Source organism: Streptomyces sp. NPDC091271, from assembly GCF_044757505.1.
In the GTDB taxonomy this organism is placed as follows: Bacteria; Actinomycetota; Actinomycetes; order Streptomycetales; family Streptomycetaceae; genus Streptomyces.
Genome location: NZ_JBIVVD010000004.1, coordinates 793,227 through 820,122 on the forward strand (window position 1 = coordinate 793,227; position 26,896 = coordinate 820,122).

Consider the following 26,896-nt stretch of genomic DNA (forward strand, 5'->3'; position numbering starts at 1 on the left):
ATCGATTGGCGGTCCGGTCGGGGCCGTCCTAACGTCGATGAATGAACGTCTCCGTTCTCCCCTGACTTGTTTGGCGACTAGTGCTATGACCAGATCGCAAGCGAAGTCTGCGCCTGTTACCGGATCCCCGGAACGGGGCAACGGTAATGGGATCGCCCTGCTCGTCATCGCCTCGTGCCAGCTGATGGTGGTCCTCGACGTCACCATCGTGAACATCGCTCTGCCGCACATCCAGTCCTCCCTCGGGTTCTCGACCGAGAGCCTGTCGTGGGTGATCAACGCCTACACCCTGACCTTCGGCGGGCTGCTTCTGCTCGGTGGGCGGCTGGGTGACATCCTGGGGCGCCGCAGAGTCTTCATCTTCGGTGTGCTGCTCTTCGTGGTGGCCTCGCTGCTGGGCGGCCTCTCGCAGGATTCCTGGCAACTGCTCGCGGCGCGTGCCCTGCAGGGTGTGGGCGGCGCGATCGCCTCACCGACCGCGCTCTCCCTCATCACCACGACCTTCCGCGAAGGACCCGAGAGGAACCGGGCGTTCGGGGTGTTCGCGGCGGTGTCGGCGGGCGGAAGCGCGATCGGCCTGCTCGCCGGCGGTCTACTGGTCGAGTGGCTCGACTGGCGCTGGGTGCTCTTCGTCAACATACCCATCGGCCTGCTGATCGCCCTCGGCACGCCTCGCCACATCAAGGAGTCCGAGCGGCATCCCGGCCACTTCGACCTCCTCGGGGCGCTCACCTCCACCCTCGGCATGGTGCTGCTCGTCTACGGCTTCATCCGGGCCTCCGAGGACGGCTGGAGCGACAGCCTGACCATCGCCTCCTTCGGCGCCGCCGTGGTGTTCCTCCTGGTCTTCCTGGCCGTCGAGCGCCGGTCGAGGCAACCCATCACGCCCCTGCGCATGTTCAGCGACCGCAACCGCTCCGGTGCCTACGCGATGATGCTGAGCCTGGCCGCGGCGATGTTCGGCATGTTCTTCTTCCTGACCCTCTTCGTGCAGAACATCCTCGACTTCAGCCCACTGCGCGCCGGGCTGGCCTTCCTGCCCGTGAGCGCGATCATCGCGATCAGCGCGGGGCTCGCCTCGCGGCTGCTGCCCCGATGGGGCCCCAAGCCCTTCATGGTGACGGGTGCGATCCTGGCCGCGGTGGGGCTCGCCTGGCTGACACGGACCGACGTCCACAGCACCTACCTGGGCAGCATCCTCGGCCCCATCCTGGTCTTCGGATTCGGCATGGGCATGCAGTTCGTGTCGCTGACCCTGATGGCGGTCTCGGGTGTGGCGCCGAGAGAGGCGGGGGCCGCGTCGGGAGTCCTCAACGCCACCCAGCAGGTCGGCGGTTCGCTGGGGCTGTCCATCCTGGTCACGGTCTTCGGCACGGCCAGCCGCAACGAGGCGACGGATCAGATCCCGCGCTTCCTGGCCGAGGCGACCCCCGCGCAGCAACTGGAGTTCCGCAGGACGGGTGAGCTCCCCGCACCGTGGGGTGATCAGGTACTGGCTTCCGGTGTCTCCAGCGCGTTCATCGCCGCCGCCGTCTTCTCCGTCGTCGCGGCGCTGGTGGCTCTGCTGGTCATCCAGGTCCGAGCCTCCGATCTGGAACGCCTGCGGGGCGGAGGGGCCATGGGCCCGCCGCCGGCCGAGCAGGACGCTCCGGAAGCAGCCGCGGGTGGAAGGGACACGGATTCGGGCCGCGCCGACGATGCGCGCGACCCCGGAGTTCCGACACGAAAGAGAGACGGAGGCGAAGGTTCCCCTCCACTTGGATAGGGTGCCGTTCGCCATCAGTGTCCTTCGGGGGAGAGCAAGTAGATGAGTGGTCAGCAGCAGGACCGGGGCAACGGCTCCCAGATCTTTCAGCCACTGGCAGGGGACGACCCGGCCACGATCGCCGGATACCGGATCGCGGCCAAGCTCGGCGCGGGCGGGATGGGCAAGGTCTACCTGTCGTACACACCTGGCGGGCGGCCCGTAGCGATCAAGGTGATCCGCCCCGAATTCGGCGAGGACGCGGAATTCCGGCGCCGCTTCGCCCAGGAAGTGCAGTCCGCGCAGCGGGTGCAGGGCCTGTTCACCGCGCCCGTGATCGATGCCGACACCGAGGGAGCACAGCCCTGGCTGGCGACCGCGTACGTGCCCGGCCCCTCCCTCGCCGACGCGGTCGCCGCACACGGAGCACTGCCCGTACAAGCGGTGCTCCTGCTGATCGCGGGCATGGCGGAGGCTCTCCATGTCATCCACGGCGCGGGCATCGTCCACCGCGACCTGAAGCCCTCCAACGTGCTGCTCGCCGCCGACGGGCCCAGGGTCATCGACTTCGGGATCGCCTACGCGGCCGACGCGACCTCGCTCACCGGCAGTGGGGTGACCATCGGCACGCCGTCGTTCATGGCGCCCGAGCAGGCCGCCGGCCGCAAGGTGACCCCGGCCACCGACATCTTCGCCCTCGGCCAGGTGGCGGCGTACGCGGCGACGGGTGCCCCGGCCTTCGGCGAGGGGACCTCGCACGGAGTGCTCTACCGGATCGTGCACGAGGAACCGGACCTCACCGGGGTCCCTGAGCGGCTCACGGAACTCGTCACCCGTTGTCTCACCAAGGATCCCGCGGGCAGGCCGTCGATCGCCGAGATCATCGAACTGTGCCGGACCGCGAACGCGGAGACGGTCCTGCGCCGTCCCGAGGACTGGCTTCCCGCGCCGGTGGCCGCCGACATCACCGTGCGCGCGGCCGCCCCCGCCCCCGTCCAGACCCCGCCGCCCCCGGCCACCGCCCCGGGCGCGGCGTACTCTCCCACCGTCCCCGCCTCCCCGGCACCGGTCGCGCATTCCCCGGCCACACCGCCCCAGGGATTCGGGCCGCCGCAGCCCTACCCGCGCCATCAGCCCCAGCACCCCACGCAGCCGTCCGGCGCGCAGGGCCATGCCTATGCACCCACCCGGCATCCTTCGCCTTCGCAGCCGTATCCCGGGCCCGGGCGTCCCACGCCCGCCCCCGTGAGCCAGACCGCCCCGCCGAAGAAGAGCACGAGCAGGCGCGCTCTGTTCATCGCTCTCGCGGCCGCACTGGTCTTCGGCATGGCGGGCGGCGGCACGGCGTACCTGCTGAGCAAGGACGACGAGAAGCAGACACAGGGCGGGAGTTCGCCCCAGAGCGGGCAGAAGGAGACGCCGAGCGGGACGCCGGGCCCGGACGCCAAGCCCGCGGACACCTCGGACGACGGAGCGGAGGAGAAGCCCACCCCCGAGCCCGCCGAGTACAACGGCATCAACCTCACCGCCGGCTACCACCTGACCCTCGCGGACGAGGACGTACGGCCCCAGGAAGGCGAGGACGCCGGGTACGAACTCTCCTACGACACAGGCGGATACCTCGACGCGGAGAGCACCGACGGAAAGCTGGTGCTGCTCGACCCGTCCCAGGAGGGTTCCCTCGAGGCCTGCCGGTCGGACACCAGGTTCACCGAGAACATCGACACCGAGAAGCTGTCGAAGGGCCGTCAGGTCTGCGTTTTCACGGGCAGCGGCCACATCGGTCTGGTGACGGTGCAGGGCTTCTCGGCAGAGGACTCACCGAGCAAGTACATGACCCTGGACCTGACGGTCTGGCGCAACGCGGCCGTCTGACGGACCGCACCGACCGGCGGCGGCGGTGGGGCGTTCCCGGCCCCACCCCCGCCTTCAGCCGGTGCGGGTGTCAGGCCAGATTCACGAGACGGATGTAGCGCACCCAGTCCCAGTGGGGCCCGGGATCCGTGTGGTCGCTGCCGGGCACCTCGTGATGACCGATGATGTGCGCGCGGTCCTTGGTCAGGCCGTAGCGGTCGCAGATGTCCGCCGTGAGCCTCGCCGAGCGCTCGTACATCGTGTGGGTGAAGTACGACGGCTGGTCGACCCAGCCCTCGTGCTCGATGCCGATACTGCGCGTGTTGTAGTCCCAGTTCCCCGCGTGCCAGGCGACGTTCCGCTCCCGCACGCACTGGGCCACGAGCCCGTCCCCCGAGCGCACCACGTAGTGGGCGGACACCTTGCCGGCCGGATTCTGGAAGATGCCGATCGTCTCGGTGAACGTCTGCTGGGCGACATGGATGATGACGCGGTCGACGGGATGGTCCGAAGGACGGCTCGCCACCGTGTAGTTGGATGAGGATGCCGGAGCCCACTGGGCACCGGGGTGGTCCGTGTCCGCCGTCGGCACGGCCACGGCGCGGGCCGAGGCCGGAAGGAGCGCCGCGGTGGCCGTCACCGCGGCGCTCTGAAGAATCCGTCTGCGCTGCATCGGTGCTCCTGTGCGATGGACGTGTGTCCGGTCTACGGCACAACACGCCCCGCCCCACCCGTACGGTTCCGCCCCGGAGAGCACCGTATGTGCCGGGGCGCATCGGCAACCCGCGCGCCCCGGCACTCAGGAGCCGGACTGCACCCCGGCCAGGGCGGACGCGGGATCGTCCTCCGCAGGGCCCGCCGGGATCCACCGACCGCGCTCCTTGGCGTACGGCCACCATCGCCCGTCGGGCCCGTACCGCAGCTGCGTACCGGAACCGACCACCGTCCAGCGGTTGTCGGCGGCACGGAGCTGCGGGCCCTCGCCCTCCTCCCACGCGGAGGCGAGCTGCGCCCGGGCACGTGCGAGTTCGTCGGGTCGCGGCAGCCACCCCCCGTCGCACACCGCCAGCGCGGCCGTCCCGCCGTACCGCCAGGCCCGCACCGCGACGTCGAGGCCGGCCGGTCCGCGTCCGGCCACCGCACCGAGACGGGCCGCGAGACGGGCGTCGGGCCGGCCGTCGGCAGCAAGCCGCACGGCGTCCTGCTCCGGCGTCAGCACGGCTGCCAGGGGCTGCTGTCCGTGCCCTGCCGTCAGCGCCTCCGCGAGCATCACGAACGCCCGTACGGCGCTGTCCGCCGCCAGGAACTCCAGAGCCGAAGGGTCGACGCCCCCGGCCGGATCGGTCTCCGTGTCCAGCGACGGCGGCACGCCCGGCTCCGCCGGCAGGGGCGGGGGAGAGGGCAGCGGTGGCAGGATGTCCCGTGCCGCATACGCCTCGTCGGCCCGCACCCCGCGCGCCGCCGGACTCCCGGCCGACGACTCGTCACCCGTCCCGCGCACCGCACGGGCGGCGCTGCGCACCTGCAACTCGTCGAGCAGCCGCCGCTCGTCGCGACCCCGCAACAGCAGCAGCACGAAGGGGTCCTGGTCGAGCAGCCGCGCCACCTGGTAACACAGGGCACCCGTATGCGGACAGTGGTCCCAGGCCTCGCAGCTGCACTCCGGCTCCAGGTCGCCGATGCCCGGCAGCAGTTCGAGGCCGGCGGCGGCCGCGTCCTCCACCAGGTGCGGCGGCATCTCGCGGTCGAGCAGGGCGGCGATGTGCCCCGACCGCTCGGACGCCATGTCCAGGAACCTGTCCCACTCCTCCTCGCTCAGCTGCTGGAGCAGCACATCACTGCGGTACGCCGTCGAGTCGCGGTCCTGCACGACCGCTGTGATCCGGCCGGGCCGGACGGAAACCGCGCCGACCCCGCCCTCCCGGGCCACCCTCCGCCCCTTCTTGAGCTGCTGCCCGTCGAGCGCGGTGTCCTCCAAGGCCTTCAGCCACGCCCGCCCCCACCAGGAAGTGGCGAATCCCCGGCCCTGTGCGGGCGGCAGTGCGGCAAATGTGCGCTCCGGCTCGTAACCCTCGTTCATCGTGCGCCCCCTCGCAGCTCGACCAGTTCGGCCAGCTCCGCATCGCTCAGTTCCGTCAACGCGGCCTCGCCGCTGCCGAGTACCGCGTCCGCGAGCCCCTGCTTCCGGGCCAGCATGGCGGCGATCCGGTCCTCGATGGTGCCCTCCGCGATCAACCGGTGCACCTGCACCGGCTGGGTCTGCCCGATCCGGTACGCACGGTCGGTGGCCTGCGCCTCCACGGCCGGATTCCACCAGCGGTCGAAGTGCACGACGTGACCGGCCCGGGTGAGGTTGAGCCCCGTGCCAGCCGCCTTGAGCGACAGCAGGAAGACCGGTACCCCGCCTGCCTGGAACCGGTTCACCATGGCCTCCCGCTCGGCGACCGGCGTGCCACCGTGCAGGAACTGGGTGGGGACCCCGCGCGCCGCCAGATGCTGTTCCAGCAACCGGGCCATCCGTACGTACTGGGTGAACACCAGCACCCCGGCGCCCTCGGCCAGGATCGTGTCGAGCAGCTCGTCCAGCAGCTCCACCTTCCCCGAGCGGTCCACGATCCGTGGCTGTTCCTCCTTGAGGTACTGCGCGGGGTGGTTGCAGATCTGCTTGAGCGCCGTCAGCAGCTTCATGACCAGCCCGCGCCGGGCGAAGCCGTCGGCGCCGGAGATCTCATCGAGCGTCTCGCGTACCACCGCCTCGTACAGGCCGGCCTGCTCCGCCGTGAGCGACACGGCGCGGTCGGTCTCCGTCTTCGGCGGTAGCTCCGGAGCGATTCCGGGGTCGGACTTGCGGCGCCGCAGGAGGAACGGGCGGACCAGCGAGGCGAGCCGCTCGGCCGCGGCGGGGTCGTTGCCTCCCTCCACCGCGCTCGCGTAGCGGGTACGGAAGGTGCCGAGCCGCCCGAGCAGCCCGGGGGTCGTCCAGTCGAGGATGGCCCACAGCTCGGAGAGGTTGTTCTCCACCGGCGTCCCGGTGAGGGCGACACGGGCCCGCCCACCGACGGCGCGCAGCTGCTTCGCCGTCGCGGAGTGCGGGTTCTTGACGTGCTGTGCCTCGTCGGCGACGACGATGCCCCAGGACGTCTGCGCCAGGCGCGCGGCGTCGAGACGCATGGTGCCGTAGGTGGTGAGGACGAACTCGCCGTCCACCAGGCCTTCCAGCGAGCGCGACCCGCCGTGGAAGCGGCGCACCGGTGTCCCCGGGGCGAACTTCTCGATCTCCCGCTGCCAGTTGCCCATCAGGGAGGTGGGGCACACCACGAGCGTGGGCCCGGCAGCGGATTCGACGCCCTGCCGGTGAAGATGCAGGGCGATCAGCGTGATCGTCTTGCCGAGTCCCATGTCGTCGGCGAGGCAGCAGCCGAGACCGAGTGAGGTCATGGTGTGCAGCCAGTTGAGGCCACGCAGCTGGTAGTCGCGCAGACTCGCGTCGAGCGAGTCCGGCTGTCCGACCGCCCGGCGGTCCTCCGACTCGGGGTCGGCGATCCTCTCGCGCAACTGCTCGAGCCAGCCCGTCGCCGCCACTTCCACCCGGTGCCCGTCGACGTCGGTGGTTCCGGTCAGCACGGCCCCCAGTGCGTCGATGGGGGTGACCTTGCGGTCCTGGGTCCCGCGGGCCCGGCGGGCGTCCTCCGGGTCGATCAACACCCACTGGTCACGCAGTCTGACCAGCGGTCGGCCCGCCTCCGCGAGCTGGTCGAGCTCCGCGCGGCTCAGGTTCCTGTTGCCCAGCGCGAACCGCCAGTCGAACGCCAGCAGTGCGTCGGCCGAGAGGAAGGAGGGAGTGCCCCCTCCCGTCCGTGCGGTCGCCGCGCCGTCGTCCTGCGGGCCGATCACCGCTCGCGCGGTGAGCTTCCTCGACAGCTCCCTGGGCCAGTGCACCTGGACGCCCGTCGCGGCGAGCGCTCTGGCCGCCGGGCCCAGCAGTTCGGCGATCTCCTCGTCGGCAGGCTCGACCGCGTCCGGGACCGCGGCCGACAGAAGGGGCGCCAGCGGGGGCCAGGCCCGGGCGGCGCGCCGCAGGGCGAGCAGGGCGTCCATGCGGGCGCGCGGACCGAACAGTGCGGCGGCGGGGGAGCGGTCGGCCCACACGTCCGCCGCGTCGGCGACGTGGGCGGGGTCCTGGACGCTGTGGATCTGCAGGACCGCACGGAACGAGGGGGCGCGGCCGGCGTCCTCCACACCGTCCGTGTCGACCGCATCGCCAAGCCCCGAGACCTCGACACGGAGGGAAAGCCGCACGCCCGCATCATGACCGGCCGCGACATCGGCCGCCCACGGCCGGAGCTCCGGCAGATGCTGCGCCTCCGGCGAGGCGAACGCCGCTGTCCCCGTGGCCAGTCCGGCCGCCGGGGTGCGTGGGAGTCCGTCCACCACCGCGTCGAGGAACGACCGCAGCAGTGACTCCGGTTCGGCGAGCATCACGGGTTCGGCCGCGGGGTCGAGCGGCACCGCATGTGCATCGGGCGGCATGGAAGCCGCCAGCACCCGGATCCGCTCCAGATCGTCTGCCGTCAGCGGACCGGCCCGCCAGGCATCGCGGTCGGTGGGGCTCAGCCCGGGGAGCAGCAGTCCACGCGCGACGAGTTGGAGGGCGAGGACGCCGGCAGCGCCCCAGAACGCCGCGGAAGGGGAGGAACGGGAGTCCGCCCGCGCCCGTGTCAGGACCGGCAGCGCGTCCCGCACAGGCAACAGCAACGCAGGGACCGCATAAGGGCGGACATCGCCTCCGACGACCGTCAGCTCCGCCGGACTCCCTGCTTCACCGGGAGGGGTGCTACCGTCCGCATTCCAGAACGCGATCAGGCCGGTACGGGCCGGATCCGCGGGGAGGAAGACTGCGGAGCAGCGGGACAGTTCAGAGATCTCGTTGAGCGTTGCCGCAGGGAGCCTGTGCACAGCGATGTCAGATTCCTCAAATTTGACTAGTGAGCCCGGGGTTCGCCGAGGGTACTCCACCCACGGCCCGTTCCGGGAGAAATGCCCAGTGATCCACCTCACTCATTTCTGCCTTCTGAAGCTTGGGGTGCAGCCCGCGACACCACCGGACAGGGGGATTTCCCCCGTATGACCGGGGTGATGGCGCCATGGCTGCCGCAGGCCCGCTCTCCGTACGTTTGACGAGGTCAGCGCAGATGCCCAGAAACCGGAGACTTCATGCCCCAGGCGGTAGCAGCCACCGTTGCGCAACACATCGGCGACGGATCGGAGGGTCCGGCGGTCCCGCCGGCCACCGGAAGTGATTTCGCACCGCTCCTGAAGACCGTCAAGGGGCAGGGGCTCCTGGAACGGCGCACGGGCTGGTACGCGGCGGGGATCGCCGCCAACCTGGTCGCTCTCGGAGCCGTGATCACCGGCATGGTGCTCCTCGGCGACACCTGGTGGAACCTGTTCCTCGCCCTGCCGCTGGCCGTGCTGTGGACCCGCACGGCCTTCTTCGGGCACGACGCGGGCCACGCCCAGATAACCGGCGACCGCAAGGCCGGCCGGATCGTCGGTCTCGTCCACGCCAATCTGCTCCTCGGAATGAACGAGGCCTGGTGGAACGACAAGCACGTACGCCACCACGCCAACCCCAACCACATAGACAAGGACCCCGACGTCGGGGTGGGCGCGCTGGTGTGGACCCAGAAGCAAGCCGCCCAGCGGGAGGGGTTCGCCCGCTGGCTCACCCGCAACCAGGCGCGGCTCTTCTTCCCGATGCTGCTCCTCGAAGGCATCGCGCTCAAGATCTACGGCTTCCAGTTCCTGCGACGGCAGCCCGCCCGTGATCGCCTGCTGTCCGGCCTTCTGCTGACCGGTCACCTCGCGCTGTACGCCACGCTGCTCCTGACCGTCATGTCCCCGGGCAAGGCCGTGGTCTTCGCCCTCGTGCACCACGCTCTGTTCGGTCTGCACCTGGGAATGGCCTTCGCTCCGAACCACAAGGGCATGGAGATGCCGGACCCCGACGGTGACCGCTGGGGGCACCTGCAGCGCCAGGTCCTCACCTCGCGGAACGTGAAGGGGGCCGTGCTCACCGACTGGTTCCTCGGCGGCCTCAACTACCAGATCGAGCACCACCTCTTCCCGAGCATGCCGCGCCCGCACCTCAGGCTCGCCCAGCCGCTGGTGAAGGCGCACTGTGCCTCGATCGGGATGCCGTACGCGGAGACAGGCATCATCGAGTCCTACCGGCAGGCGCTGGAGCACATGCACGAGGTCGGCGAGCCGCTCCGGTAGCCGTCGCGGTGCTCGTGCCGCGCAGCCGGAACCGACTGACGCTCGCAGGCGTTGTCTCACCAGGAGCGGCCCCGGCCGCGGAGGAGGCACGGATCATGTCGAACGGTGCAAAGATCGCCATCGGGGGAGTCGTCGCGGCAGTCGTCCTGATTCCGTTCATCGGATTCTGGTGGTCGCTGCTGGTCCTCATCGGCGTACCCACGGTCGGGTACCTGATGCTCGACCCGTCGCAGAGGCGCAGGCTCCGCAGGATCAGCCGCAAGGAGATAGGGCGCTGAACAGCACGGTCATCGCGGTCAGCAGCAACGGCGACTACTCCTTCACCAAGCCGAACAGGGGCAGCGTCACGCTCCTCGCCGGACTCGGTGTGGAGGGGGACGTCCACGCCGGTGTCACGGTGAAACACCGCTCGCGGGTCGCCCAGGACCCGACGCAGCCCAATCTGCGTCAGGTCCATCTCATCCACCAGGAGCTCTTCGCCGAACTCAGGAACGCGGGATTCGAGATCCGCCCGGGCGACCTCGGGGAGAACATCACCACGAGCGGAATCGATCTCCTCTCGCTCCCCGTGGGCACGCTGCTCCACCTCGGCGGCGAAGCCGTCGTCGAGGTGACCGGCCTGCGGAATCCCTGCCTGCAGATCGAGAACTTCCAGAACGGACTGCTGAAGCGGGTCGTCGGCCGGACGGACAACGGCACCGTCGTCCGCAAGGCCGGAATCATGGGCGTCGTCACCGCGGGCGGAGTCGTGCTGCCCGGCGACGCCGTCGAGATGGAGCTTCCCGACGGGCCGCACCGTCCACTGGAGCGCGTGTAGCACACACGGGCGAGCCTCGGCCGCCCGTGTGCACGGGGCGGGTCAGGACGGCCGGACAGCCAGTTCGTCGAGCGACTTCAGCAGGCCCGGCAGCTCCGGGCCGCGGCCGACCGTCATGATCTCGCCCGGCTCCTCGTCCAGCAGGATGAACGCGATGTCGTCGGTCCTGGCGACCAGGGACCAGCCAGGGCCGTCGGCCCGCAGTGTCCGGGCCCCGCCAGGGGCGAACGAGGAGCGGATCCGGCCGGGCGGGGGCGGAGATTCGACATACGCCCGGGCCGCTTCGAGTGCCTTGCGTACGCCGGGGTGCTGCCCGGAAGCGGCGGGCTCCACCGTGCTCCTCGCTTCCCCGGCGAGGGCTTCCCCCTCGGGGGCCTCGGTGTCCGGAGCTTCTCCGGCCGGCCCGGGCTCCTCGGGCCGGACGAACTCGGTCTCGTCGTCGATCTGCCCGCGCCACGCGGCCCACTGCAGGGCTATCTCGTCCGCGCCGAGACGCCGCTGCGGAGCCCCCCAGACCTCGGTGTCCGGCGGCGTCAGCGGCGCCGAGCCCTCATCGTCCGGGCCGGGCAGCGGGTCATGCGGCTCGGGGACGCCGGGCGCGGCGACCGACAGTGCGAGCGGCCACCCCGGGAGGGCGCAGACCACCGAGCGGTCGTCGGGGGAGAGGTCGTACTCCATCCCGCAGTCCCACGAGGCGATGGCGACAGCCACCAGCGAGACGTCCTCGACGACCACCGTCCACCGGGCACCGCCGCTGTCCTGGCCGAGCACGAGGCCGTACCCCTCGGCATACGGCTCCAGACCGAGCGCGGCGCACGCGGCCACGTAGTCGTCGCCGAGCACGCTGGGGAACTGCGCGGGCGTCAGCAGCACCGCGGTCAGCACAAACAGCGCGTCGTCGTCGGCGACCGTGTCGTCCGTCGCAGCCACAGCACCCACCCTCATCCCTGATCGCTTGGTCCGTCGGCGCACCTTAACTACTCGGTAACCCTGTCGTCGAGGCCCTGACAAGCGAAAACGGCCACGCTCCCAGAGCGAGGCACCGGTCACCGGGGCGCGCCGCAGCGCCCCTCGTGCCGTGGTGCCGGCCTGCCCGGCACACGTAGGGTGGTGACTCCGGCCGACGAGGGGGACAGCATGGTGAAGCGGTTCGAACGTCTGCGGGAGATCCAGCGACTTGACCCGGAGAGGGACTTCCTCGAGATCTACCGGCTCACCGTTTCGTACGAATTCCCCTGGGACATCACCCGCGCTCTCGAACTCGCCCTGTATCGCACGTATGCCGTCCCCAGCATCGGCCGACTGCTCGCCGAGACCGGCGAACTGACGGAACGTTCACAGAAGAGGTACGACGACACCGCACTTCTTCTCGACGCCGTCGTCGAGCACGGCTTCGACAGCGAGGAGGGCCGTACGGCCGTCCGGCGGATCAATCGGATGCACCGCAGCTACGACATCAGCAACGACGACATGCGCTACGTGCTGTGCACCTTCGTCGTCACTCCCAAGCGCTGGCTCGACACGTACGGCTGGCGCAGGTTGTCCGGCCACGAACTGCGGGCCTTCGCCGCGTACTACCGCACGCTCGGCGCCCGGATGGGCATCCAGGACGTGCCGCAGACGTACGAGGACTTCGAGCACGCACTGGACTCGTACGAGGAGGAGCACTTCGGCTGGGACGAGGGCGCACGCGCGGTCTCCGACGCCACCCTGGCCCTGATGGGCTCCTGGTACCCGCGCCCGCTGGCTCCCGTGGTCCGCGGAGCCAGCATGGCTCTCCTGGACGACTCGCTGCTACGGGCGTTCCGGTACGAACGGCCCGGCACCCTCGCCCGGGGGCTGACCCGTGGCGCGCTTCGCCTGAGGGCCCGCGCAGTGCGGCTCATGCCGCCGCGTTCGAGCCCTCATTACGCCCGCCAGAACCCGGAGATCAAGGGCTACCCGGACGGCTACGAGGTGGCCGGGCTCGGCACGTTCCCCACACCGGGCGTGCGCGGTTGCCCCGTGCCGCACGGACGGCCCTCGGACGCACCGGCCGAGTGACCGGAGTGCGGCCGGCGGGACGGTGGGGCCGACAGCGTGCGGGGGCCCGGGGGCGACCGCTCAGCCGGCCCGAACGGCCAGTGCCAGGAATCGGCTGTCCTCGTCGGTGTAGGCGTCCAGCTGCCAGCCCGCGTCCGCCAGCAGGGGCGTGAGGCGGGGCTCCGCCCTGAGATCGTCGTCCGAAAGGACCCTGCCGTGCCGTGCGGCCAGCGCGGCACGGCCTATGGGGTGGAACAGTGCGAGCCGGCCACCCGGACGCACCACCCGCGCCAGCTCCGAGAGCCCCTGCCCGGGGTGCCGGAGATGCGAGATCAGCCCGGCGGCGAAGACGGCGTCGAGGGACCCGGCGCCCAGCGGAAGCCGCGCGGCATCGGCCAGCAGCAGGGCGCCGCTCGCCGCCCTCCCCGCCCGCCGGGCCGCATCCAGCATCGCGGGCGTCAGGTCGGCCCCGAGAACCGTCCCACCGGGTCCTACGGCGGTACGCAGCGCGGCCAGCGCGCGCCCCGTACCGCACCCCGCGTCGAGCACGGCGCCGCCCGGGCGCAGACCGAGCTCCCTGACGGCGACGGCGAAGGCCGGGCCGTCATCGGGGAAACGGCTGTCCCAGTCCGCCGCCCGCGCGGAGAAGAAGTCCTGCACCTGTGTCCGGTCGTCGGCCATACGGACATGATCGCGCAGCCCGCACACGAGCGGAACGGCATGAAGCGGTGCACATGTTCGAACGTTGCCCGATCGTTCGGGAACATCTCTCTGTCATATCCCAGCACCTTTCGAAATGCGCCCCCGGTGTGCGCCCCGGTGCGGGCTAGCGTCCCGGATCCATGGGACACCTGGACCACGCCACCTTCGGCTGGCTTACCCCCGTGCTGTCGTACGCGATGGCAGCGATCGGCGCCGCACTCGGACTCCGCTGCACCGTGCGCGCGCTCGGCACCAGCGGCCGTTCACGCCGCAACTGGCTCCTCACGGCCGCGTCCGCCCTCGGCACCGGCATCTGGACGATGCACTTCGTCGCCATGCTCGGATTCGGCGTCACCGGCACCGACATCCGCTACGACGTGCCGCTCACCCTCCTCAGCCTGCTGGTCGCCATGCTGGTGGTCGGGGCGGGAGTCTTCACCGTCGGCTACGGCCGCGACCGCACCCGGGCCCTATTTGTCGGCGGCCTCACGACGGGCCTGGGCGTCGCCAGCATGCACTACCTGGGCATGGCCGCGCTGCGCCTCCACGGCAGCGTCGCCTACGACCCGCTGCTGGTGACCGTCTCCGTCGTCATCGCGGTCGTCGCCGCAACCGCGGCCCTGTGGGCCGCACTCCACATCAGCTCACCCGGGGCCGTGGCCCTGGCGTCGCTCGTCATGGGCGCGGCGGTGAGCAGCATGCACTACACCGGAATGCTGGCGGTCGGCGTCCGGGTCGCACCATCGGGCTCCGAACTCCCCGGAGCCACGGTGATGCAGTTCATCTTCCCGCTCGCCGTCGGCCTCGGCTCGTACCTCTTCCTCACCTCGGCGTTCGTCGCCCTCTCCCCGCCCGCCCGGAACGACACGGCCCATGCGTCGACCGCGGCCCCCGAGGACGCCTCCGCCGAACGGACCGCCGAGGCCGCCGCCACCTGACGGCCGCCGGACCCACCGCTCACCCGCCGTACACGGCGACTCGGGGCACAGAGCTCCCCACCCGGAACGAGGAGGCCATGCGCACACCCCGTACGACGACCCCGGACCCCGGCGCGCACCCCGGCCGGTCCGTGACACCGCCGCGCGGACGGCGCGCACACGCCGGACCGCCCGCGGACGAACGTCACGAGCCCGAGGCGGAGCGGCCTTCCCCCGCCGGGCCCGAACCGGGACACGGGTCTCTACGCCCCCGGACCGTACGGGCAAAGATCATTTCACTTCTGATGGTGCCCGTCGTCTCTCTGCTCGCCCTCTGGGGACTCGCCACCGTCACCACGGCGCAGGACGTGGCACGCCTGCGTGAGGTGCAGCGCGTGGACAGCACGGTACGAGCCCCGGTCGCCGCGGCCGTCGGGGCGTTGCAGAGCGAACGCACGGCGGCACTGCGCCAGCTTGCCGCCCCTGGCGCCGGGCACGCCGGGGCCCTGCAACAGCGGGCCGAACGCACGGACACGGCACTCGACGCCCTGCGCCTGGGCGACACGCACACCGTCGCCGACGCGGGCATCCTCTCCGCAGGGGGCGCCGACCGGCTGAGCACGTTCCTGGACCTGGCGCAACGACTGCGAACCCTGCGCACCGAGATTCTGGACCCGCCCGAGGGAGCTTCCGCCGCTTCCCGGGCCACCGACGACGAGACGCGAACCGCGTACACGCGGTACACCGAGACCATCACCGCGGCCTTCGCGGTCTCCGGGGTCCTGACCGGCACACAGGACGCCGGAACCGGACCGGAGGCCCGTGTTCTCCTCGAACTGGAGCGGAGCGGGGAGATGCTGGCGCGCGAGGAGGCCCTTCTGGCGTCGGTCCTGCCCACCGGCAGACTCGACGGGGAACGACTGCGCCTGTTCACCGGCGCCGTGGCGACCCGCCGGGCTCTGGCCGGGTCGGCCGGAACCGATCTGCCGGCCGCCGGAAGGACGGCCTGGCGTGCCCTCACCGACCGCAGCGCCTACCGACGGCTCACGGCGGCCGAGGACACCGTGCTGGCCGCGCCTCCCGGACGCCGCGCGGCGGAAGCGGTGCCCGCCGCCTGGGAGCGGGACGTGGCGACCGTACACACGGAGCTGCGCGCCATCGGGACGCAGGCCGGCGGCCGCGCGGCCGACCGCGCGGGCCCCTTCACACACGCGCTGTTCAGCCCGGCGGGGGCAGCCGTCCTGCTCGGATTCCTCGCCGTCGCCGCGTCGTTGGTGATCTCCGTACGGATCGGTCGCGGGCTCGTCGTCGAACTCGTCGGCCTTCGGGACGGCGCGCTGGAGATCGCCCGGCACAAGCTTCCCCACGCCATGCGGCGCCTGCGTGCCGGTGAGGAGATCGACGTACGGGCCGAGGCCCCGCCCGGGCGGACGTCCCATGACGAGATCGGCCAGGTCGGGGAAGCCCTGGACACCGTGCACCGTGCGGCCCTCGACGCCGCGGTCGAACGTGCCGAACTCGCCAGCGGCATCTCCGGGGTCTTCGTCAACCTGGCCCGCCGCAGCCAGGTCCTCGTCCACCGCCAGCTCGCACTGCTCGACGGCATGGAGCGCCGTGCCGACGACCCGGGCGAACTCGGTGACCTGTTCCGCCTCGACCACCTCACCACCCGCATGAGACGGCACGCCGAAAGCCTGATCATCCTCTCCGGTGCCGCCCCGGGGCGCGCCTGGCGGATGCCCGTACCGCTGACCGACGTCGTACGCGCGGCGGTCTCGGAGATCGAGGACTACGCGCGCGTGGAGGTGCGAGCGCTGCCCGACGCCCGCGTGAAGGGCGAGGCGGTGGCCGACCTCACCCATCTGCTGGCCGAACTCGTGGAGAACGCGGCCCAGTTCTCGCCGCCGCACACCAAGGTGCGGGTCAGCGGGGAGCCCGTGGGCAACGGTTACGCCTTGGAGATCGAGGACCGTGGGCTCGGCATGGGCAAGGAACTGCTCGACGAGGCCAATCGCCGCATCGAACAGTCCGAGGCGCTCGACCTCTTCGACAGCGACCGGCTCGGCCTCTTCGTGGTGAGCAGGCTTTCCGCCCGCCACCGCATCAAGGTCCAGCTGCGTACATCCCCGTACGGAGGCACGACCGCCGTGGTCCTGCTGCCGACCGCGCTGCTCCAGAGCGCGCTTCCGGAGGGCTCGCAGGCCGGCCCCGCGGACGCCGCGACTCGGACGACTACGGTGGCCAGGGACGACGACGGCCCCGCGCCGGGAGGGCTCGCCCCGCACCCCGCCGCCCGGCCCCGCCCCACGGCCTTCCCCGCACCGGCCGCCGTGCCCGCCCTCGAACGGGCGGCGGCCGCGGGTGCCGTGCCCGGGCCGCGGCCCGGACCGGCGCCGGTGACCACCCTGCACCGGCGCCCTCGGTCCACCGAGGAGGACGGCGAGCTGCCTCGGCGCGTCCGCCAAGCCAGCCTCGTACCCCAGCTGCGTGAGCAGCCGAAGCCGGAGGAGGACGAGCCGCACCCCGAGGGAGGGCCCACGGTGGGACGCACCCCCGAACAGGCCCGTGACCGCATGACCGCCTACCGGGACGGATGGGCCCGCGGGGGCGGCAGGGCGCCGGGGAGCAACTCCTCGGGCCGATCCGAACCCGTGTCCCCGTTCCGCCGGCACACCGAAGGAGAGCAGACATGATGGTGAACGAGAGGCCCGGACGGGCACCCCGCGGTTCCGGCGAACTCGACTGGCTGCTGGACGATCTGGTCGCTCGGGTCGCGGAGATCCGGCACGCCGTCGTCCTGAGCAACGACGGTCTGGCCGTCGGCGCCTCGCTGGCGCTGAGCCGTGAGGACGCGGAACACCTCGCGGCCGTGGCCTCGGGCTTCAACAGCCTGGCCAAGGGCGCGGGACGGCACTTCGGCGCCGGGGGCGTGCGCCAGACGATGGTCGAGATGGACGACGGCTTCCTGTTCGTCGCCGCCGCGGGGGACGGCTCCTGCCTCACCGTGCTGAGCACGGCGCTCGCGGACATCGGCCTCGTGGCGTACGAGATGGCGCGGCTGGTGAAGCGGGTGGGCGAACACCTCGCCACCCCGGTGAGGCTCGCCGGGCCACCGGCGACTGGCTGAGGACGGGCACGTGCGGATGAGCGAGGGCGGAGTGGCGCCGGGAAGCACGGGCGGTGTGCCGCCGGGAAGCATGGGCGGAGTGCCCCCGGGCAACGGATCCGTACCGCCGGGCAGTCAGTGGTACGACGCCGAGGCGGGCCCGCTGGTCCGCCCTTACGCCGTCACCGGCGGCCGGACGCAGCCGGGACCCAGCGGGGTCCGGTTCGACCTGATCGCACTCGTGGCGGCCGACGGAGCAGCCGGCCGACAGGGCGAGGCGCTGCTGGGGCCGGAGCACCGGGCTCTGCTCGCCCTGTGCCGCGACGAGGTCCAGTCCGTCGCGGAACTGTCCGCCGACGCCGATCTGCCTGTGGGGGTGGTGCGGGTGCTTCTCGGAGATCTGCTCGAAGCCGGCTGTGTCCGGGTCAGCAGGCCCGTCCCGCCCGCCCAACTCCCCGACGAGCGCATCCTGCGCGAGGTGATCGACGGCTTACGGGCGCTCTGAGGGTTGCTGGAGTTGTCGTGCGCACCACTTACTCATGACGGATAGCGACCGCATCCGAGCACGGAACGAACCGGTCCGGACACATAAGTCAAATTCCGTTCACTGTCTTCGGCGACTGCCTCTGATTGTCATGCTGTCGCCCCTACCGACGGCACTCGCGAGAGAAGTGATCGATGTCCTCCGAGCATGTGGACAGCACAGACCAGGAAGAGACCGGGGACTCCACGGCACTCGCCCTGAAGATATTGGTCGCCGGCGGCTTCGGAGTCGGAAAGACGACCCTCGTCGGCGCGGTGAGCGAAATCCGGCCGTTGCGGACCGAGGAACTCCTCAGCGAGGCCGGACAGTCCGTCGACGACACCGGTGGGGTGGATCAGAAGACCACCACCACGGTCGCCATGGACTTCGGGCGGATCACCATCCGGTCCGGCCTGTCGCTCTACCTGTTCGGCACGCCGGGGCAGGACCGCTTCTGGTTCCTTTGGGACGAACTGTCGCAGGGGGCGCTCGGAGCCGTCGTCCTGGCCGACACCCGACGACTCGAGGACTGCTTCCCGGCGGTCGACTACTTCGAGCACCGCCGCATCCCGTTCGTCGTCGCGGTCAACTGCTTCACGGGTGCGAGGACCTACGCCGAGGACGACGTCTCACGCGCACTGGATCTGGACCGGGGCACCCCCGTCGTCCTGTGCGATGCGCGTGACCGTGCCTCCGGAAAGGAAGTCCTGATCCGCATGGTGGAGTACGCGGGGCGGATGCATACCGCGCGGCTGCTCGACTCGGTCGGCCAGGCCGCCGGTCCGGCTTGAGACGGGCGCCCCGGCAAGGTCATCCGTATCCCGCACCACCGTGCGTCCGCCCGCCCCGGGGCCGGGCGGACGGTGGCGCGAAGCAGCGCCCCCGCAGCGGGGAGGCGCTTGCCCGCGAGGGAGCCGTGCGCAAGGCTTGCGCGGTAGGCGGGGGAACGGATGAACGGGGAGGACGAGCACATGGCGCTGGACCGGGGACTTGACTGGCTCCTTGACGATCTCACCAGCCGGGTGGAGCACATACAGCACGCGCTGGTGCTGTCGAACGACGGACTGGTGACCGGGGCCAGCACAAGCCTGGCCCGGGAGGACGCGGAGCACCTCGCAGCGGTCTCCTCCGGGCTTCAGAGCCTCGCCCGAGGGTCGGGGCGTCACTTCGGTGCGGGAAGAGCACGCCAGACCATGGTGGAGTTCGACGAGGCGCTGTTGTTCGTGACGGCGGCCGGGGACGGCAGCTGCCTGTGCGTACTGACCGCCGCCGAGGCCGATGTCGGCCAGGTCGCCTATGAGATGACCCTGTTGGTCAATCGGGTGGGCGAGCACCTCGGCGTGACGGCGCGGTAGGGCTCCGAACGCCTGGCCACCTCTGACCTGCGATTTCTGCGGATTCCAGGAGTTATCCACAGGCTCTGCGGGCATTTCCTCCCCGGGCTACCGTGGTCACACAGAGTATTCGACCTCACGGGGGAGGACGGCCATGACCGTTACGGAAGCCACCCGCACACACACCGCCGACGCGGCGGGACCCGGCTGCCTGTCCGCCGGACGCGCGGCTCAGGAACTGACCTTGAAGCGCGGCGAATTCGATCTCGCCGTCCATCTGGGACTGATCCGTGCGGAGCCGGCGACGGCCGGGGCGAGGCCCCGGATCCGTCAGCAGGAGATCGACCGGCTGCGCGGGCTGCCGGGGTTTCCCGGATCGCTCCGGGAACAGGTGCGTACGGCGGGCACGGCGGAAGGCGCCACGCTCCTCGGAGTCAGGCCCGTGCGCTTCACCGGCCTGGCACGCATCGGGTGCATCTCACCGGTCGCGTTCTATCTGAACCGCTACCGCGCGGTGGTCTGGCTCTATCTGGTGGACGAGCTCCTCGCCTTCGCCGCGAGAGAGCCCGATCTGATCGGGGGCAAGAGCCCGGTGGGGATGCGGACCATGCTGGAGGGCGGCACCGACTGGCGTGCGCGCAACTGGCGTTCACGCAGGATCGACCGCCTGCTGAGCCGCGCGGAGGACCCGTGGACGCGTGCGGCCCTGCAGGCCTCCGCCCTGGACCCCGTCCAGTTGGCGGAGGTGGTCGAGGATCCCTACGAGCGGGCCTACCTGGCGCGAATGCAGCCGGACTCCGTCTTCGGGCGCCCGGGGTCCGTGTCCGGAAGGGAGGCCATGACGAGGCTGATGCTGGCGGATGATCCGGACGAAATCCTCTGGCGCCGGGTGAATCTGACGCTGGAGCTGGAACAGGCGCGTGAACGCCGCCCCGCGCCGCGACCCGGATACGACCCCGCGATCCGCCCCGCTCCGATCCGCTCGGCCCGGGACCGGCCGGTGACCGTACGGCCGGCCCTGGGCGGCCCAGGACCGGCATCGGGGCAGAGCGGCCCGGCTCCCCGCCGACCTGGTGGGAGTCCCGGCGCCGGGCGGGGCCTGCTCGTCAGGCTGGGGCTGCGCCGACCGGGGCGCGGTGACCGATAAAGCGATTTGCGCGGGGCGGTTCGCCCGGGCATCTTGGCGTCCATGTTGATCAGGGAAGCCACCGACAAGGACTGGCCCGCCATCTGGCCGTTCTTCCATGCCATCGTCGCCGCAGGCGAGACGTTCACCTACCCTGTGGAGCTCGGTGAGGACGTGGCCCAGGGCTGGTGGCTCCTCCCGGAGCCGGCCCGCACGGTGGTCGCGGTCGACGACGCCGGGACCGTCCTCGGCACGGCCAAGATGAACAGGAACCACATGGGCAACGGCTCGCACATCGCCAGTGCCAGCTACATGGTCGCCCCCGAGCACTCGGGCCAGGGCGTGGGCAGGGCCCTCTGCGAGTACACGGTGGACTGGGCGCGTACGGCGGGGTATCGCGCCATGCAGTTCAACGCCGTGGTGGAGACGAACATCCACGCCGTCCGTCTCTACCGCTCCCTCGGGTTCGACGTCATCGGGACCCTGCCCGGGGGGTTCAACCACCCCGCGCATGGCTATGTGGGGCTGCACATCATGCACAAGGCCCTCTGAAATCACCCTCACAGGGCGCCGGAAGGACTGTGAGCGCAATGGCTTCCGGCCATCCTGGTGTGTCCGTCATGTCACAAGTGGCGGTGATCTGGGCACGGTTGACGCACAGCTGAGGCATGGGGCGGGTGCGCCCCCTGGGACGGGGAGCAGTACTGTGCGCCCCACCGCCATCTCAGCGGTGAACTCATATGGAGGAAGAATCCATGACCATACCCAGGAGATCGTGGCGCGGCGCGGGAGCATTCGCGGCCGCCGCGGTAGTCGGCCTGGCCGGCGGAGTCCTCTCCGCGGGACCGGCCGCAGCTCACACCCCCACCTGGGCCGTGACCTGCTCCGAAGTGACGCTCAACCTGACGGCCTACTCGGCCGACCGCACCAACGAGGTGACCGTTTCCGTCGTGGGCGGGGACGATCTGCTTGCCACGACCCAGTTCGGCCGCGACTTCAGCACGAAGACGCCGCTCCAGCTCCCGGAGCACGACAAGGAGCTGACTGTCCGCCTCGTCGTCAAGGCCGGGGACAACGACAAGTACTCCGTCGACGACACGAAGACCGCTCCGGTGTGTGAGGACGACACCCCGTCGCCCACCCCGACCGAGGCGACGCCTTCGGAGACCCCGAGCACGAAGCCGCCGGCCTCGGAGACCCCCGAGCCGAGTGCGACGCCGAGCGAGACCGCCACGGAGGCCGCACCGGCCCCCGCGGAGCCGAGCAGCAGCGCGCCGGACCTGGCCGAGACCGGTTCGTCGTCCGCCACTCCCGTCATCGGCGGAGCCGCTCTCGCGGTTCTGCTCGCCGGCGGCGGCATCCTGTGGTCCGTCCGTAAGCGCCGCAGCGCGCAGCACTGACGTGCCCTGAGCATCCCGGCACGGCGGTGGCGAACACCGGCGGACCGGGTGGGGGCGCACCGCAACAACTCCGTTGCGGTGCGCCCCCACGCCATTCCACCGCAGCGCCGCTCGCCGTTCCGTAGCCGCACACCAGACGCACACCAGCCGCCTCCGCGGTCGGAGGATCAGGAGGTGGGACCGATCTCGCACCAGACGGCCTTGCCTTCCCCCCGGGGCTCGATTCCCCAGCGTTCGGCGACCGCGTCGAGAAGCAGCAGACCGCGTCCCGAGGTCGACGTCTCGCCCGGCGTGCGCCGCCGCGGCCAGACACTGGAGCGGTCCTGGACCGACAGCCTGACGCGCCGCACGGGTTCCGGCAGGACTTCCAGCGTCAGTACGGCCCCGCCCTCCGTATGCAGCAGTACATTCACCAGCAACTCCCCGGTGACCAGCTCCGCGTCGTCCGCCAGTCCGGCGAGCTCCCAGTCCGTCAGTGCCTGACGGACGATGGACCGGGCCTCCGACAGCCCCTGGGGGTCCGCCTGATGAATGTACTGGTGCAGCCGGGGCGCACGGGGAGACCCGAGATCCGGGCTGCGCCGCAGGACCAGCAGTGCCACGTCGTCGCCCGAACCCCACCGCTCCCACAGCCGGTCCGACAGGTGGTCGGCCAACGCCTCGGCGCCGTCCGGCCCCTCGCTCACCTCGTGGATCAGCGCCGCGACCCCCGTGTCGACATCGGCCCCCGGTTCCTCGACCAGGCCGTCCGTGTACAGGACGAGGGTCTCGCCCGGCACCAGGTCGAGGCGTGTCTCCGGATACTCCTCGTCCCGGAAATCGGTGGAGATCCCCAGTGGAAGACCCCCGCGCACCTGGGGGACACCGACCCGCCCGTCGGTATGCCTGATCAGCGGTCCGAAGTGCCCGGCGCGCGCCACGCGCACCGCCCCCGTGGCGAGGTCGACCTGGGCGTACGTCGATGTCGCGAACCGCTCGGTGTCCAGCTCGGCGAGGAAGCGGGAGGCCCGGGCCAGTACGGTCGCCGGGGGATGCCCCTCGGCCGCGTACGCGCGCAGGGCGATACGCAGCTGGCCCATGATCGCCGCCGCGTGCGTGTCGTGCCCCTGGACATCACCCACCACGACGCCGATACGGCCTCTGGGCAGGGTGATCACGTCGTACCAGTCGCCGCCGACCTCTCGTCCGCTCCACGCCGCGTGGTAGCGGACCGCGATCTCGCCGCCCTCGATCTCCTGGATCCGGCGCGGAAGCATCGCCGACTGGAGTCCGGTGGCGAATTCGCGCTCCTCGTCGAAGAGGATCGCCCGCTGCAGGGACTGGGCCACGATGGCGGCCAGCCCCAGGCACAGGATCCGCTCGTCCGCGTTGAAGACCGTGCGTTCCCGGTAGAAGAGGGCGAGTCCCCCCAGCGAGCGGGCCTGAGCTATCAGCGGAAGGTAGGCGACGGCCTGGAAGTTCAGCTCTCCGATGTGCGGCTCGAGCGCCGGGTAGCGGCGGATCAGTGATCCGAGCGAGGTGATGAACCGGGGGCGCCCGCTGAGGATGGTGTCCCCGAGCGGGAGCGCCGCGTCGAGCTGCCCGGAGCCCAGGCCTTCGAGAACCTCCACCGAGTCACCGCTCAGCGCGATGATCCTGAGTGCGGAATTCTCCACCAGCCCGAGCGCCAGCCCGTCCGCCCCGATGCCGACCAGGCCGCCCGGACCGGTGAGCGCGGCGGTGACGTCGTCCACGGTCACCGCACGTGACATCGCGGCGGTGGTGCGCTCGACGATGCTCGTCTGTCGGCGGCGCCGCTTTTCCAGATCCAGTACGAAGGCCGAATGGGTGACCTCGGCCGTCGCGTCCCGCACCACACCGATCACGCGGTGTGCCCGGCCGTCCTCGGACCGCAGGATCCGAGCCTGGACGTGCGTCCACTGGCGCGACCCGTCCTGCAGGGGCACCTGGAAGTGGACGCTGTAGGAGCTGCTCCCGCCGGAGATCGCCTCCTGGATCGCGGCGTCCAGGCGCGCGCTCTCCGGCGCGTCCAGCTGCTCCAGCACCGCCCCCGGCCGCGCCTCGAAGGTCGCGGGATCGAGGCCGAAGACCAACAGCCCCGCCTCGTCGATGTCCAGGGTCCGGGCGTCCAGATCCCATTCGAAGCTGCCGGTCCGGTTCATGGCGAGGCGCTCCGCGGTACCGGTCTCACCGGCGATGCGCCGGTCGATCCGGAGCCGCGACGCTGCGTCGTCGTCTGCTCGCCGTGAAGAGTCGGTCATGCCTGCTCCGGAGGTCGTCCGGCGGGGCTGCTGGACGTCGCGGCCCGTAGATCTCAATTGTCGAGCCCGCGATGCCGGAGTGCCACAGCGGTATCACGGGAGACCCGGCGCCGGGACCCCGCTACGGGCGTCGCAGAATGGCACGCAGAGATCGTCCACGGCTGACCGGAGCGCACACATGAACGACGACGAGCCCGTCCTGCTGCACACCGAGGGCCACGTCCTGCACATCACCCTCAACCGCCCCCGGGCACTGAACGCGCTCACCCACACCATGGTGCGCGCTGTCGACGAGGCGCTGACCTCGGCCGCGGACGACGACGCGGTCACCGCCGTCGTGATCGGCGGAGCCGGCGGGAGAGGCCTCTGCGCCGGCGGCGACATCCGGTCGATCTACGAGGACGCCCGCGCGGGCCGACGCGCGTCCGTGGACTTCTGGCGTGACGAGTACCGCCTCAACGCCCGGATCGCCAGGTTCCCCAAACCGTACGTGGCGCTCATGGACGGCATCGTGATGGGCGGAGGGGTGGGCGTATCGGCCCATGGCGACGTGCGCGTCGTCACCGAGCGCTCACGCGTCGCGATGCCCGAGACCGGGATCGGCTTCGTCCCCGACGTCGGGGGCACATACCTGCTGGCCGGCGCACCGGGCGAGCTGGGCACACACCTCGCACTCACCGGCCGGGCAGTCCACGCCGCCGATGCCATCCTGTGCGGCCTGGCCGACCACTTCGTCCCGTCGCACCACCTCGCCGACCTCGCCACCGCGCTCGCCGGGAGCGCGACACCCGCCGAGGTGACGGACACGGTGCTGCGGTACGCGACCGACGCGCCGGAAGGGGAACTGGCCGCTCACCGCGTGTGGATCGACGACTGCTATGCCGCCGACACCGTCGAGGAGATCATCGACCGGCTGGTCGACAGCGGCCTGCCCGCCGCGAAGGAGACCGCGGATGCACTCCTCACCGCATCACCCACCGCGCTCAAGGTCACTCTTGCCGCCGTGCGGCGGGCCGGGCGGCTCACCAGCCTCGAAGCCGCCCTCGACCAGGAGTTCCGTATCTCCTGCCGGGCCTTCACCGGGCATGACCTGATGGAGGGCGTACGCGCCCGGATCATCGACAAGGACCGCACCCCGCGATGGAGCCCCGCCGAGCCCCGTGAGGTCACCGACGCCGACGTCGCCCGCCACTTCGAGCCGCTGGGCGACCAGGAACTGGGCCTGGCCTCGGTCTGACCGGCTACGCGCGGATCCCCCGTCGCCCATGCACACCGGATCCCCTGGCCGCCCCCTGTCGGGGGAGGTGACCAGGGGACCCGCTCATACGCGTACCGTCAGCCGGTCCGCCGCGCGGTCCCAGGCTCCCGGGTCCCCCCGCGGGGTGTAATGGCGCAGTTCCTGCGTGCGTGCGACCAGCCTGCGCATGTCCGTAAGCTCGCTCACCAGCCCGTGCGCCCGCGCCTGGAGCAGCACATTGCCGAGCGCGGTGGCCTCGGCGGGGCCCGCGGTGACCGGCAGACCGGTCGCGTCCGCGGTCCACTGGCACAGCAGCTCGTTGCGCGAACCTCCGCCCACCAGATGGATCCGCGTCAGTTCGCGGCCCGCCAGCCGGGCGGCCTCGCGCAGAGTCCTGCGATGGGCCAGCGCCAGGCTCTCGAGCACGCACCGCACATATCCGCCCGGGCCGTCCGGTGCCGCCTGCCCGGTCCTGGTGAGAGCCGCGTCGATCCGCGACGGCATGTCGCCCGGCGCCAGGAACACCGGATCATCCGGGTCGATCACAGCGGCGAACGGCCGTGCAAGCGCCGCGTCCGCGAGGAGACCGGCGAGGCCAGTCGGCGTACCGTCGCGCTCCCACGTCCGGCGGCACTCCTCCAGCAGCCACATACCCATGATGTTGCGGAGATAGCGCACGGTGCCGTCCACACCGCGTTCGTTGGTGAAGTTCGCGGCCCTCGACTCCTCGGTCAGCACCGGTGCCTCCAGTTCGAGCCCGGCCAACGACCAGGTACCGCACGACACGTACGCGAACCCCGATTCGGTGGCGGGGACAGCGGCCACAGCTGACGCCGTGTCGTGCGAGGCGACGGTCGTCACCGGGGTGTCCTCCGGCAGGCCGGTGAACCCGGCCACGTGCGGAAGCAGGGTGCCCGCCCGTTCGCCCGGCTCGCGCAGGGCGGGAAACAGCGATCGCTCCAGCCCCAGCCGCCCGATCAGCGCATCGGACCAGTCGCCGGTCCGCGCGTCGAACAGAGCGGTCGTCGACGCGTTCGTCACTTCCGCGCCCACCGACCCCGTCAGCCAGTACACCAGGAGATCGGGCATCAGCAGCAGCGTCCTGGCCACCGGCCACTGGGCCGTCGAGCGGTGGGCGGCCAGCTGGAAGACCGTGTTGAACGGCAGATGCTGCAGCCCGCCGATGCCGTACAGCTCCTGTGCGTCGAAACGCGCCATGACCTCCTCGGCGGCCTTCGTGTTACGCGCGTCGCGGTAATGGAACGGCAGGCCGAGGAGTGACCCGTCCGAATCCAGCAGACCGTAGTCCACGGCCCAGGTATCCACGCCCACCGAGGCCACGGGGCCGCCGCGCGCAGCGGCGCGCAGCCCGTCCAGCATGCCCTGGTACAGGGCGAGTACGTCCCAGTGCAGCCCGTCGGGGAGCCGGACCGGCGTGTTGGCGAAGCGGTGGACCTCGGTCAGCTCCAGCTTGTCGGGGGCCACACTGCCGGTGATCACCCGGCCGCTGGTGGCGCCCAGGTCCACTGCGGCGAACACCGGGTCCTGCCGTGAAGTCGCAGACATGAAAATCT

General features: G+C 71.3%; 23 protein-coding genes. 16 read left to right on the plus strand and 7 right to left on the minus strand.

Features of this window, described 5'->3' with window-relative positions; all coding sequences use genetic code 11:
* Positions 1–85: 85 nt before the first annotated feature.
* Positions 86–1,765 carry an MFS transporter gene (locus tag ACIQM3_RS20085; RefSeq protein WP_401625991.1) on the plus strand — a complete coding sequence of 560 codons (1,680 nt, stop codon included), beginning with the start codon at positions 86–88 and terminating at the stop codon, positions 1,763–1,765.
* Positions 1,766–1,807: 42 nt separating this feature from the next.
* Positions 1,808–3,619: a protein kinase gene (locus tag ACIQM3_RS20090; RefSeq protein ID WP_401625994.1), complete on the plus strand. Its 1,812-nt coding sequence runs from the start codon at positions 1,808–1,810 to the stop codon at positions 3,617–3,619.
* Between the two features lie 70 nt (positions 3,620–3,689).
* On the opposite strand, the gene ACIQM3_RS20095 is transcribed toward ACIQM3_RS20090, so the two are convergent.
* The 3 genes from ACIQM3_RS20095 to ACIQM3_RS20105 all read right to left on the minus strand — a co-directional run bounded on the left by ACIQM3_RS20095 (position 3,690) and on the right by ACIQM3_RS20105 (position 8,554).
* Positions 3,690–4,271, minus strand: a complete 582-nt coding sequence (locus tag ACIQM3_RS20095) for an N-acetylmuramoyl-L-alanine amidase (RefSeq protein ID WP_401625997.1) — start codon at positions 4,269–4,271, stop codon at positions 3,690–3,692.
* A 126-nt stretch (positions 4,272–4,397) separates the two neighbouring features.
* A complete protein-coding gene (locus ACIQM3_RS20100; protein WP_401626000.1) occupies positions 4,398–5,678 on the minus strand; it encodes an SWF or SNF family helicase in 1,281 nt (426 codons plus the stop codon).
* Positions 5,675–8,554 carry a DEAD/DEAH box helicase gene (locus ACIQM3_RS20105; RefSeq protein WP_401626003.1) on the minus strand — a complete coding sequence of 960 codons (2,880 nt, stop codon included), beginning with the start codon at positions 8,552–8,554 and terminating at the stop codon, positions 5,675–5,677. Before ACIQM3_RS20105 ends, ACIQM3_RS20100 begins: the two co-directional genes overlap by 4 nt.
* Before the next feature lie 258 nt (positions 8,555–8,812).
* Between ACIQM3_RS20105 and ACIQM3_RS20110 the strand changes: the two genes are divergently transcribed.
* The 3 genes from ACIQM3_RS20110 (at position 8,813) to ACIQM3_RS20120 (ending at position 10,694) form a co-directional block, all read left to right on the plus strand.
* A complete protein-coding gene (locus ACIQM3_RS20110) occupies positions 8,813–9,877 on the plus strand; it encodes a fatty acid desaturase family protein (RefSeq protein WP_401626005.1) in 1,065 nt (354 codons plus the stop codon).
* A gap of 95 nt (positions 9,878–9,972) precedes the next feature.
* Entirely contained in the window at positions 9,973–10,155 is a 183-nt protein-coding gene (locus ACIQM3_RS20115; protein WP_028442276.1) for a hypothetical protein, read from the plus strand.
* Positions 10,152–10,694, plus strand: coding sequence for an MOSC domain-containing protein (locus tag ACIQM3_RS20120; RefSeq protein WP_401626486.1), 543 nt, complete (start codon positions 10,152–10,154; stop codon positions 10,692–10,694). Before ACIQM3_RS20115 ends, ACIQM3_RS20120 begins: the two co-directional genes overlap by 4 nt.
* A gap of 42 nt (positions 10,695–10,736) precedes the next feature.
* Here the strand turns inward: ACIQM3_RS20120 and ACIQM3_RS20125 are convergent, their stop codons facing one another.
* Positions 10,737–11,624 (minus strand): hypothetical protein, encoded by an 888-nt coding sequence (locus ACIQM3_RS20125; protein ID WP_401626008.1) that lies wholly within the window; start codon positions 11,622–11,624, stop codon positions 10,737–10,739.
* Between the two features lie 207 nt (positions 11,625–11,831).
* Between ACIQM3_RS20125 and ACIQM3_RS20130 the strand changes: the two genes are divergently transcribed.
* Positions 11,832–12,737, plus strand: coding sequence for an oxygenase MpaB family protein (locus ACIQM3_RS20130; RefSeq protein ID WP_401626011.1), 906 nt, complete (start codon positions 11,832–11,834; stop codon positions 12,735–12,737).
* 60 nt (positions 12,738–12,797) lie between these two features.
* Here the strand turns inward: ACIQM3_RS20130 and ACIQM3_RS20135 are convergent, their stop codons facing one another.
* Positions 12,798–13,397, minus strand: a complete 600-nt coding sequence (locus ACIQM3_RS20135; protein WP_401626013.1) for a class I SAM-dependent methyltransferase — start codon at positions 13,395–13,397, stop codon at positions 12,798–12,800.
* Positions 13,398–13,558: 161 nt separating this feature from the next.
* Here ACIQM3_RS20135 and ACIQM3_RS20140 point away from each other — a divergent pair, with 161 nt between their 5' ends.
* The 9 genes from ACIQM3_RS20140 (at position 13,559) to ACIQM3_RS20180 (ending at position 21,824) form a co-directional block, all read left to right on the plus strand.
* Positions 13,559–14,356: an MHYT domain-containing protein gene (locus tag ACIQM3_RS20140; protein WP_401626016.1), complete on the plus strand. Its 798-nt coding sequence runs from the start codon at positions 13,559–13,561 to the stop codon at positions 14,354–14,356.
* Between the two features lie 77 nt (positions 14,357–14,433).
* Positions 14,434–17,028, plus strand: a complete 2,595-nt coding sequence (locus ACIQM3_RS20145; protein ID WP_401626018.1) for a nitrate- and nitrite sensing domain-containing protein — start codon at positions 14,434–14,436, stop codon at positions 17,026–17,028.
* A complete protein-coding gene (locus tag ACIQM3_RS20150) occupies positions 17,025–17,462 on the plus strand; it encodes a roadblock/LC7 domain-containing protein (protein ID WP_401626021.1) in 438 nt (145 codons plus the stop codon). The genes ACIQM3_RS20145 and ACIQM3_RS20150 overlap by 4 nt, the downstream gene beginning before the upstream one ends.
* Positions 17,463–17,532: 70 nt before the next feature.
* Positions 17,533–17,946 carry a DUF742 domain-containing protein gene (locus ACIQM3_RS20155; RefSeq protein WP_401626488.1) on the plus strand — a complete coding sequence of 138 codons (414 nt, stop codon included), beginning with the start codon at positions 17,533–17,535 and terminating at the stop codon, positions 17,944–17,946.
* A gap of 173 nt (positions 17,947–18,119) precedes the next feature.
* Positions 18,120–18,755 carry a GTP-binding protein gene (locus ACIQM3_RS20160; protein ID WP_401626024.1) on the plus strand — a complete coding sequence of 212 codons (636 nt, stop codon included), beginning with the start codon at positions 18,120–18,122 and terminating at the stop codon, positions 18,753–18,755.
* A 180-nt stretch (positions 18,756–18,935) separates the two neighbouring features.
* Positions 18,936–19,319, plus strand: coding sequence for a roadblock/LC7 domain-containing protein (locus ACIQM3_RS20165; RefSeq protein WP_356710879.1), 384 nt, complete (start codon positions 18,936–18,938; stop codon positions 19,317–19,319).
* Positions 19,320–19,452: 133 nt separating this feature from the next.
* Positions 19,453–20,445 (plus strand): DUF6397 family protein, encoded by a 993-nt coding sequence (locus ACIQM3_RS20170; RefSeq protein WP_401626027.1) that lies wholly within the window; start codon positions 19,453–19,455, stop codon positions 20,443–20,445.
* A gap of 42 nt (positions 20,446–20,487) precedes the next feature.
* Positions 20,488–20,976, plus strand: coding sequence for a GNAT family N-acetyltransferase (locus tag ACIQM3_RS20175; protein ID WP_401626029.1), 489 nt, complete (start codon positions 20,488–20,490; stop codon positions 20,974–20,976).
* A 203-nt stretch (positions 20,977–21,179) separates the two neighbouring features.
* Positions 21,180–21,824, plus strand: a complete 645-nt coding sequence (locus ACIQM3_RS20180) for an LAETG motif-containing sortase-dependent surface protein (RefSeq protein WP_401626032.1) — start codon at positions 21,180–21,182, stop codon at positions 21,822–21,824.
* A gap of 167 nt (positions 21,825–21,991) precedes the next feature.
* Here the strand turns inward: ACIQM3_RS20180 and ACIQM3_RS20185 are convergent, their stop codons facing one another.
* Positions 21,992–24,085 carry a SpoIIE family protein phosphatase gene (locus tag ACIQM3_RS20185; protein WP_401626035.1) on the minus strand — a complete coding sequence of 698 codons (2,094 nt, stop codon included), beginning with the start codon at positions 24,083–24,085 and terminating at the stop codon, positions 21,992–21,994.
* 178 nt (positions 24,086–24,263) lie between these two features.
* Between ACIQM3_RS20185 and ACIQM3_RS20190 the strand changes: the two genes are divergently transcribed.
* A complete protein-coding gene (locus tag ACIQM3_RS20190) occupies positions 24,264–25,322 on the plus strand; it encodes an enoyl-CoA hydratase/isomerase family protein (RefSeq protein WP_401626038.1) in 1,059 nt (352 codons plus the stop codon).
* Between the two features lie 84 nt (positions 25,323–25,406).
* On the opposite strand, the gene ACIQM3_RS20195 is transcribed toward ACIQM3_RS20190, so the two are convergent.
* Entirely contained in the window at positions 25,407–26,888 is a 1,482-nt protein-coding gene (locus ACIQM3_RS20195; RefSeq protein ID WP_401626041.1) for a rhamnulokinase family protein, read from the minus strand.
* Positions 26,889–26,896: the final 8 nt, after the last annotated feature.

Coding starts and splice junctions, on each gene's coding strand:
- ACIQM3_RS20180 (WP_401626032.1), top strand. CDS start 21,180: ATGACCATACCCAGGAGATCGTGGCGCGGCGCGGGAGCATTCGCGGCC.
- ACIQM3_RS20145 (WP_401626018.1), top strand. CDS start 14,434: ATGCGCACACCCCGTACGACGACCCCGGACCCCGGCGCGCACCCCGGC.
- ACIQM3_RS20135 (WP_401626013.1), bottom strand. CDS start 13,397: ATGGCCGACGACCGGACACAGGTGCAGGACTTCTTCTCCGCGCGGGCG.
- ACIQM3_RS20100 (WP_401626000.1), bottom strand. CDS start 5,678: ATGAACGAGGGTTACGAGCCGGAGCGCACATTTGCCGCACTGCCGCCC.
- ACIQM3_RS20085 (WP_401625991.1), top strand. CDS start 86: ATGACCAGATCGCAAGCGAAGTCTGCGCCTGTTACCGGATCCCCGGAA.
- ACIQM3_RS20115 (WP_028442276.1), top strand. CDS start 9,973: ATGTCGAACGGTGCAAAGATCGCCATCGGGGGAGTCGTCGCGGCAGTC.
- ACIQM3_RS20150 (WP_401626021.1), top strand. CDS start 17,025: ATGATGGTGAACGAGAGGCCCGGACGGGCACCCCGCGGTTCCGGCGAA.
- ACIQM3_RS20130 (WP_401626011.1), top strand. CDS start 11,832: ATGGTGAAGCGGTTCGAACGTCTGCGGGAGATCCAGCGACTTGACCCG.
- ACIQM3_RS20140 (WP_401626016.1), top strand. CDS start 13,559: ATGGGACACCTGGACCACGCCACCTTCGGCTGGCTTACCCCCGTGCTG.
- ACIQM3_RS20195 (WP_401626041.1), bottom strand. CDS start 26,888: ATGTCTGCGACTTCACGGCAGGACCCGGTGTTCGCCGCAGTGGACCTG.
- ACIQM3_RS20175 (WP_401626029.1), top strand. CDS start 20,488: ATGTTGATCAGGGAAGCCACCGACAAGGACTGGCCCGCCATCTGGCCG.
- ACIQM3_RS20190 (WP_401626038.1), top strand. CDS start 24,264: ATGAACGACGACGAGCCCGTCCTGCTGCACACCGAGGGCCACGTCCTG.
- ACIQM3_RS20090 (WP_401625994.1), top strand. CDS start 1,808: ATGAGTGGTCAGCAGCAGGACCGGGGCAACGGCTCCCAGATCTTTCAG.
- ACIQM3_RS20170 (WP_401626027.1), top strand. CDS start 19,453: ATGACCGTTACGGAAGCCACCCGCACACACACCGCCGACGCGGCGGGA.
- ACIQM3_RS20110 (WP_401626005.1), top strand. CDS start 8,813: ATGCCCCAGGCGGTAGCAGCCACCGTTGCGCAACACATCGGCGACGGA.
- ACIQM3_RS20160 (WP_401626024.1), top strand. CDS start 18,120: ATGTCCTCCGAGCATGTGGACAGCACAGACCAGGAAGAGACCGGGGAC.
- ACIQM3_RS20155 (WP_401626488.1), top strand. CDS start 17,533: ATGGGCGGAGTGCCCCCGGGCAACGGATCCGTACCGCCGGGCAGTCAG.
- ACIQM3_RS20165 (WP_356710879.1), top strand. CDS start 18,936: ATGGCGCTGGACCGGGGACTTGACTGGCTCCTTGACGATCTCACCAGC.
- ACIQM3_RS20185 (WP_401626035.1), bottom strand. CDS start 24,085: ATGACCGACTCTTCACGGCGAGCAGACGACGACGCAGCGTCGCGGCTC.
- ACIQM3_RS20095 (WP_401625997.1), bottom strand. CDS start 4,271: ATGCAGCGCAGACGGATTCTTCAGAGCGCCGCGGTGACGGCCACCGCG.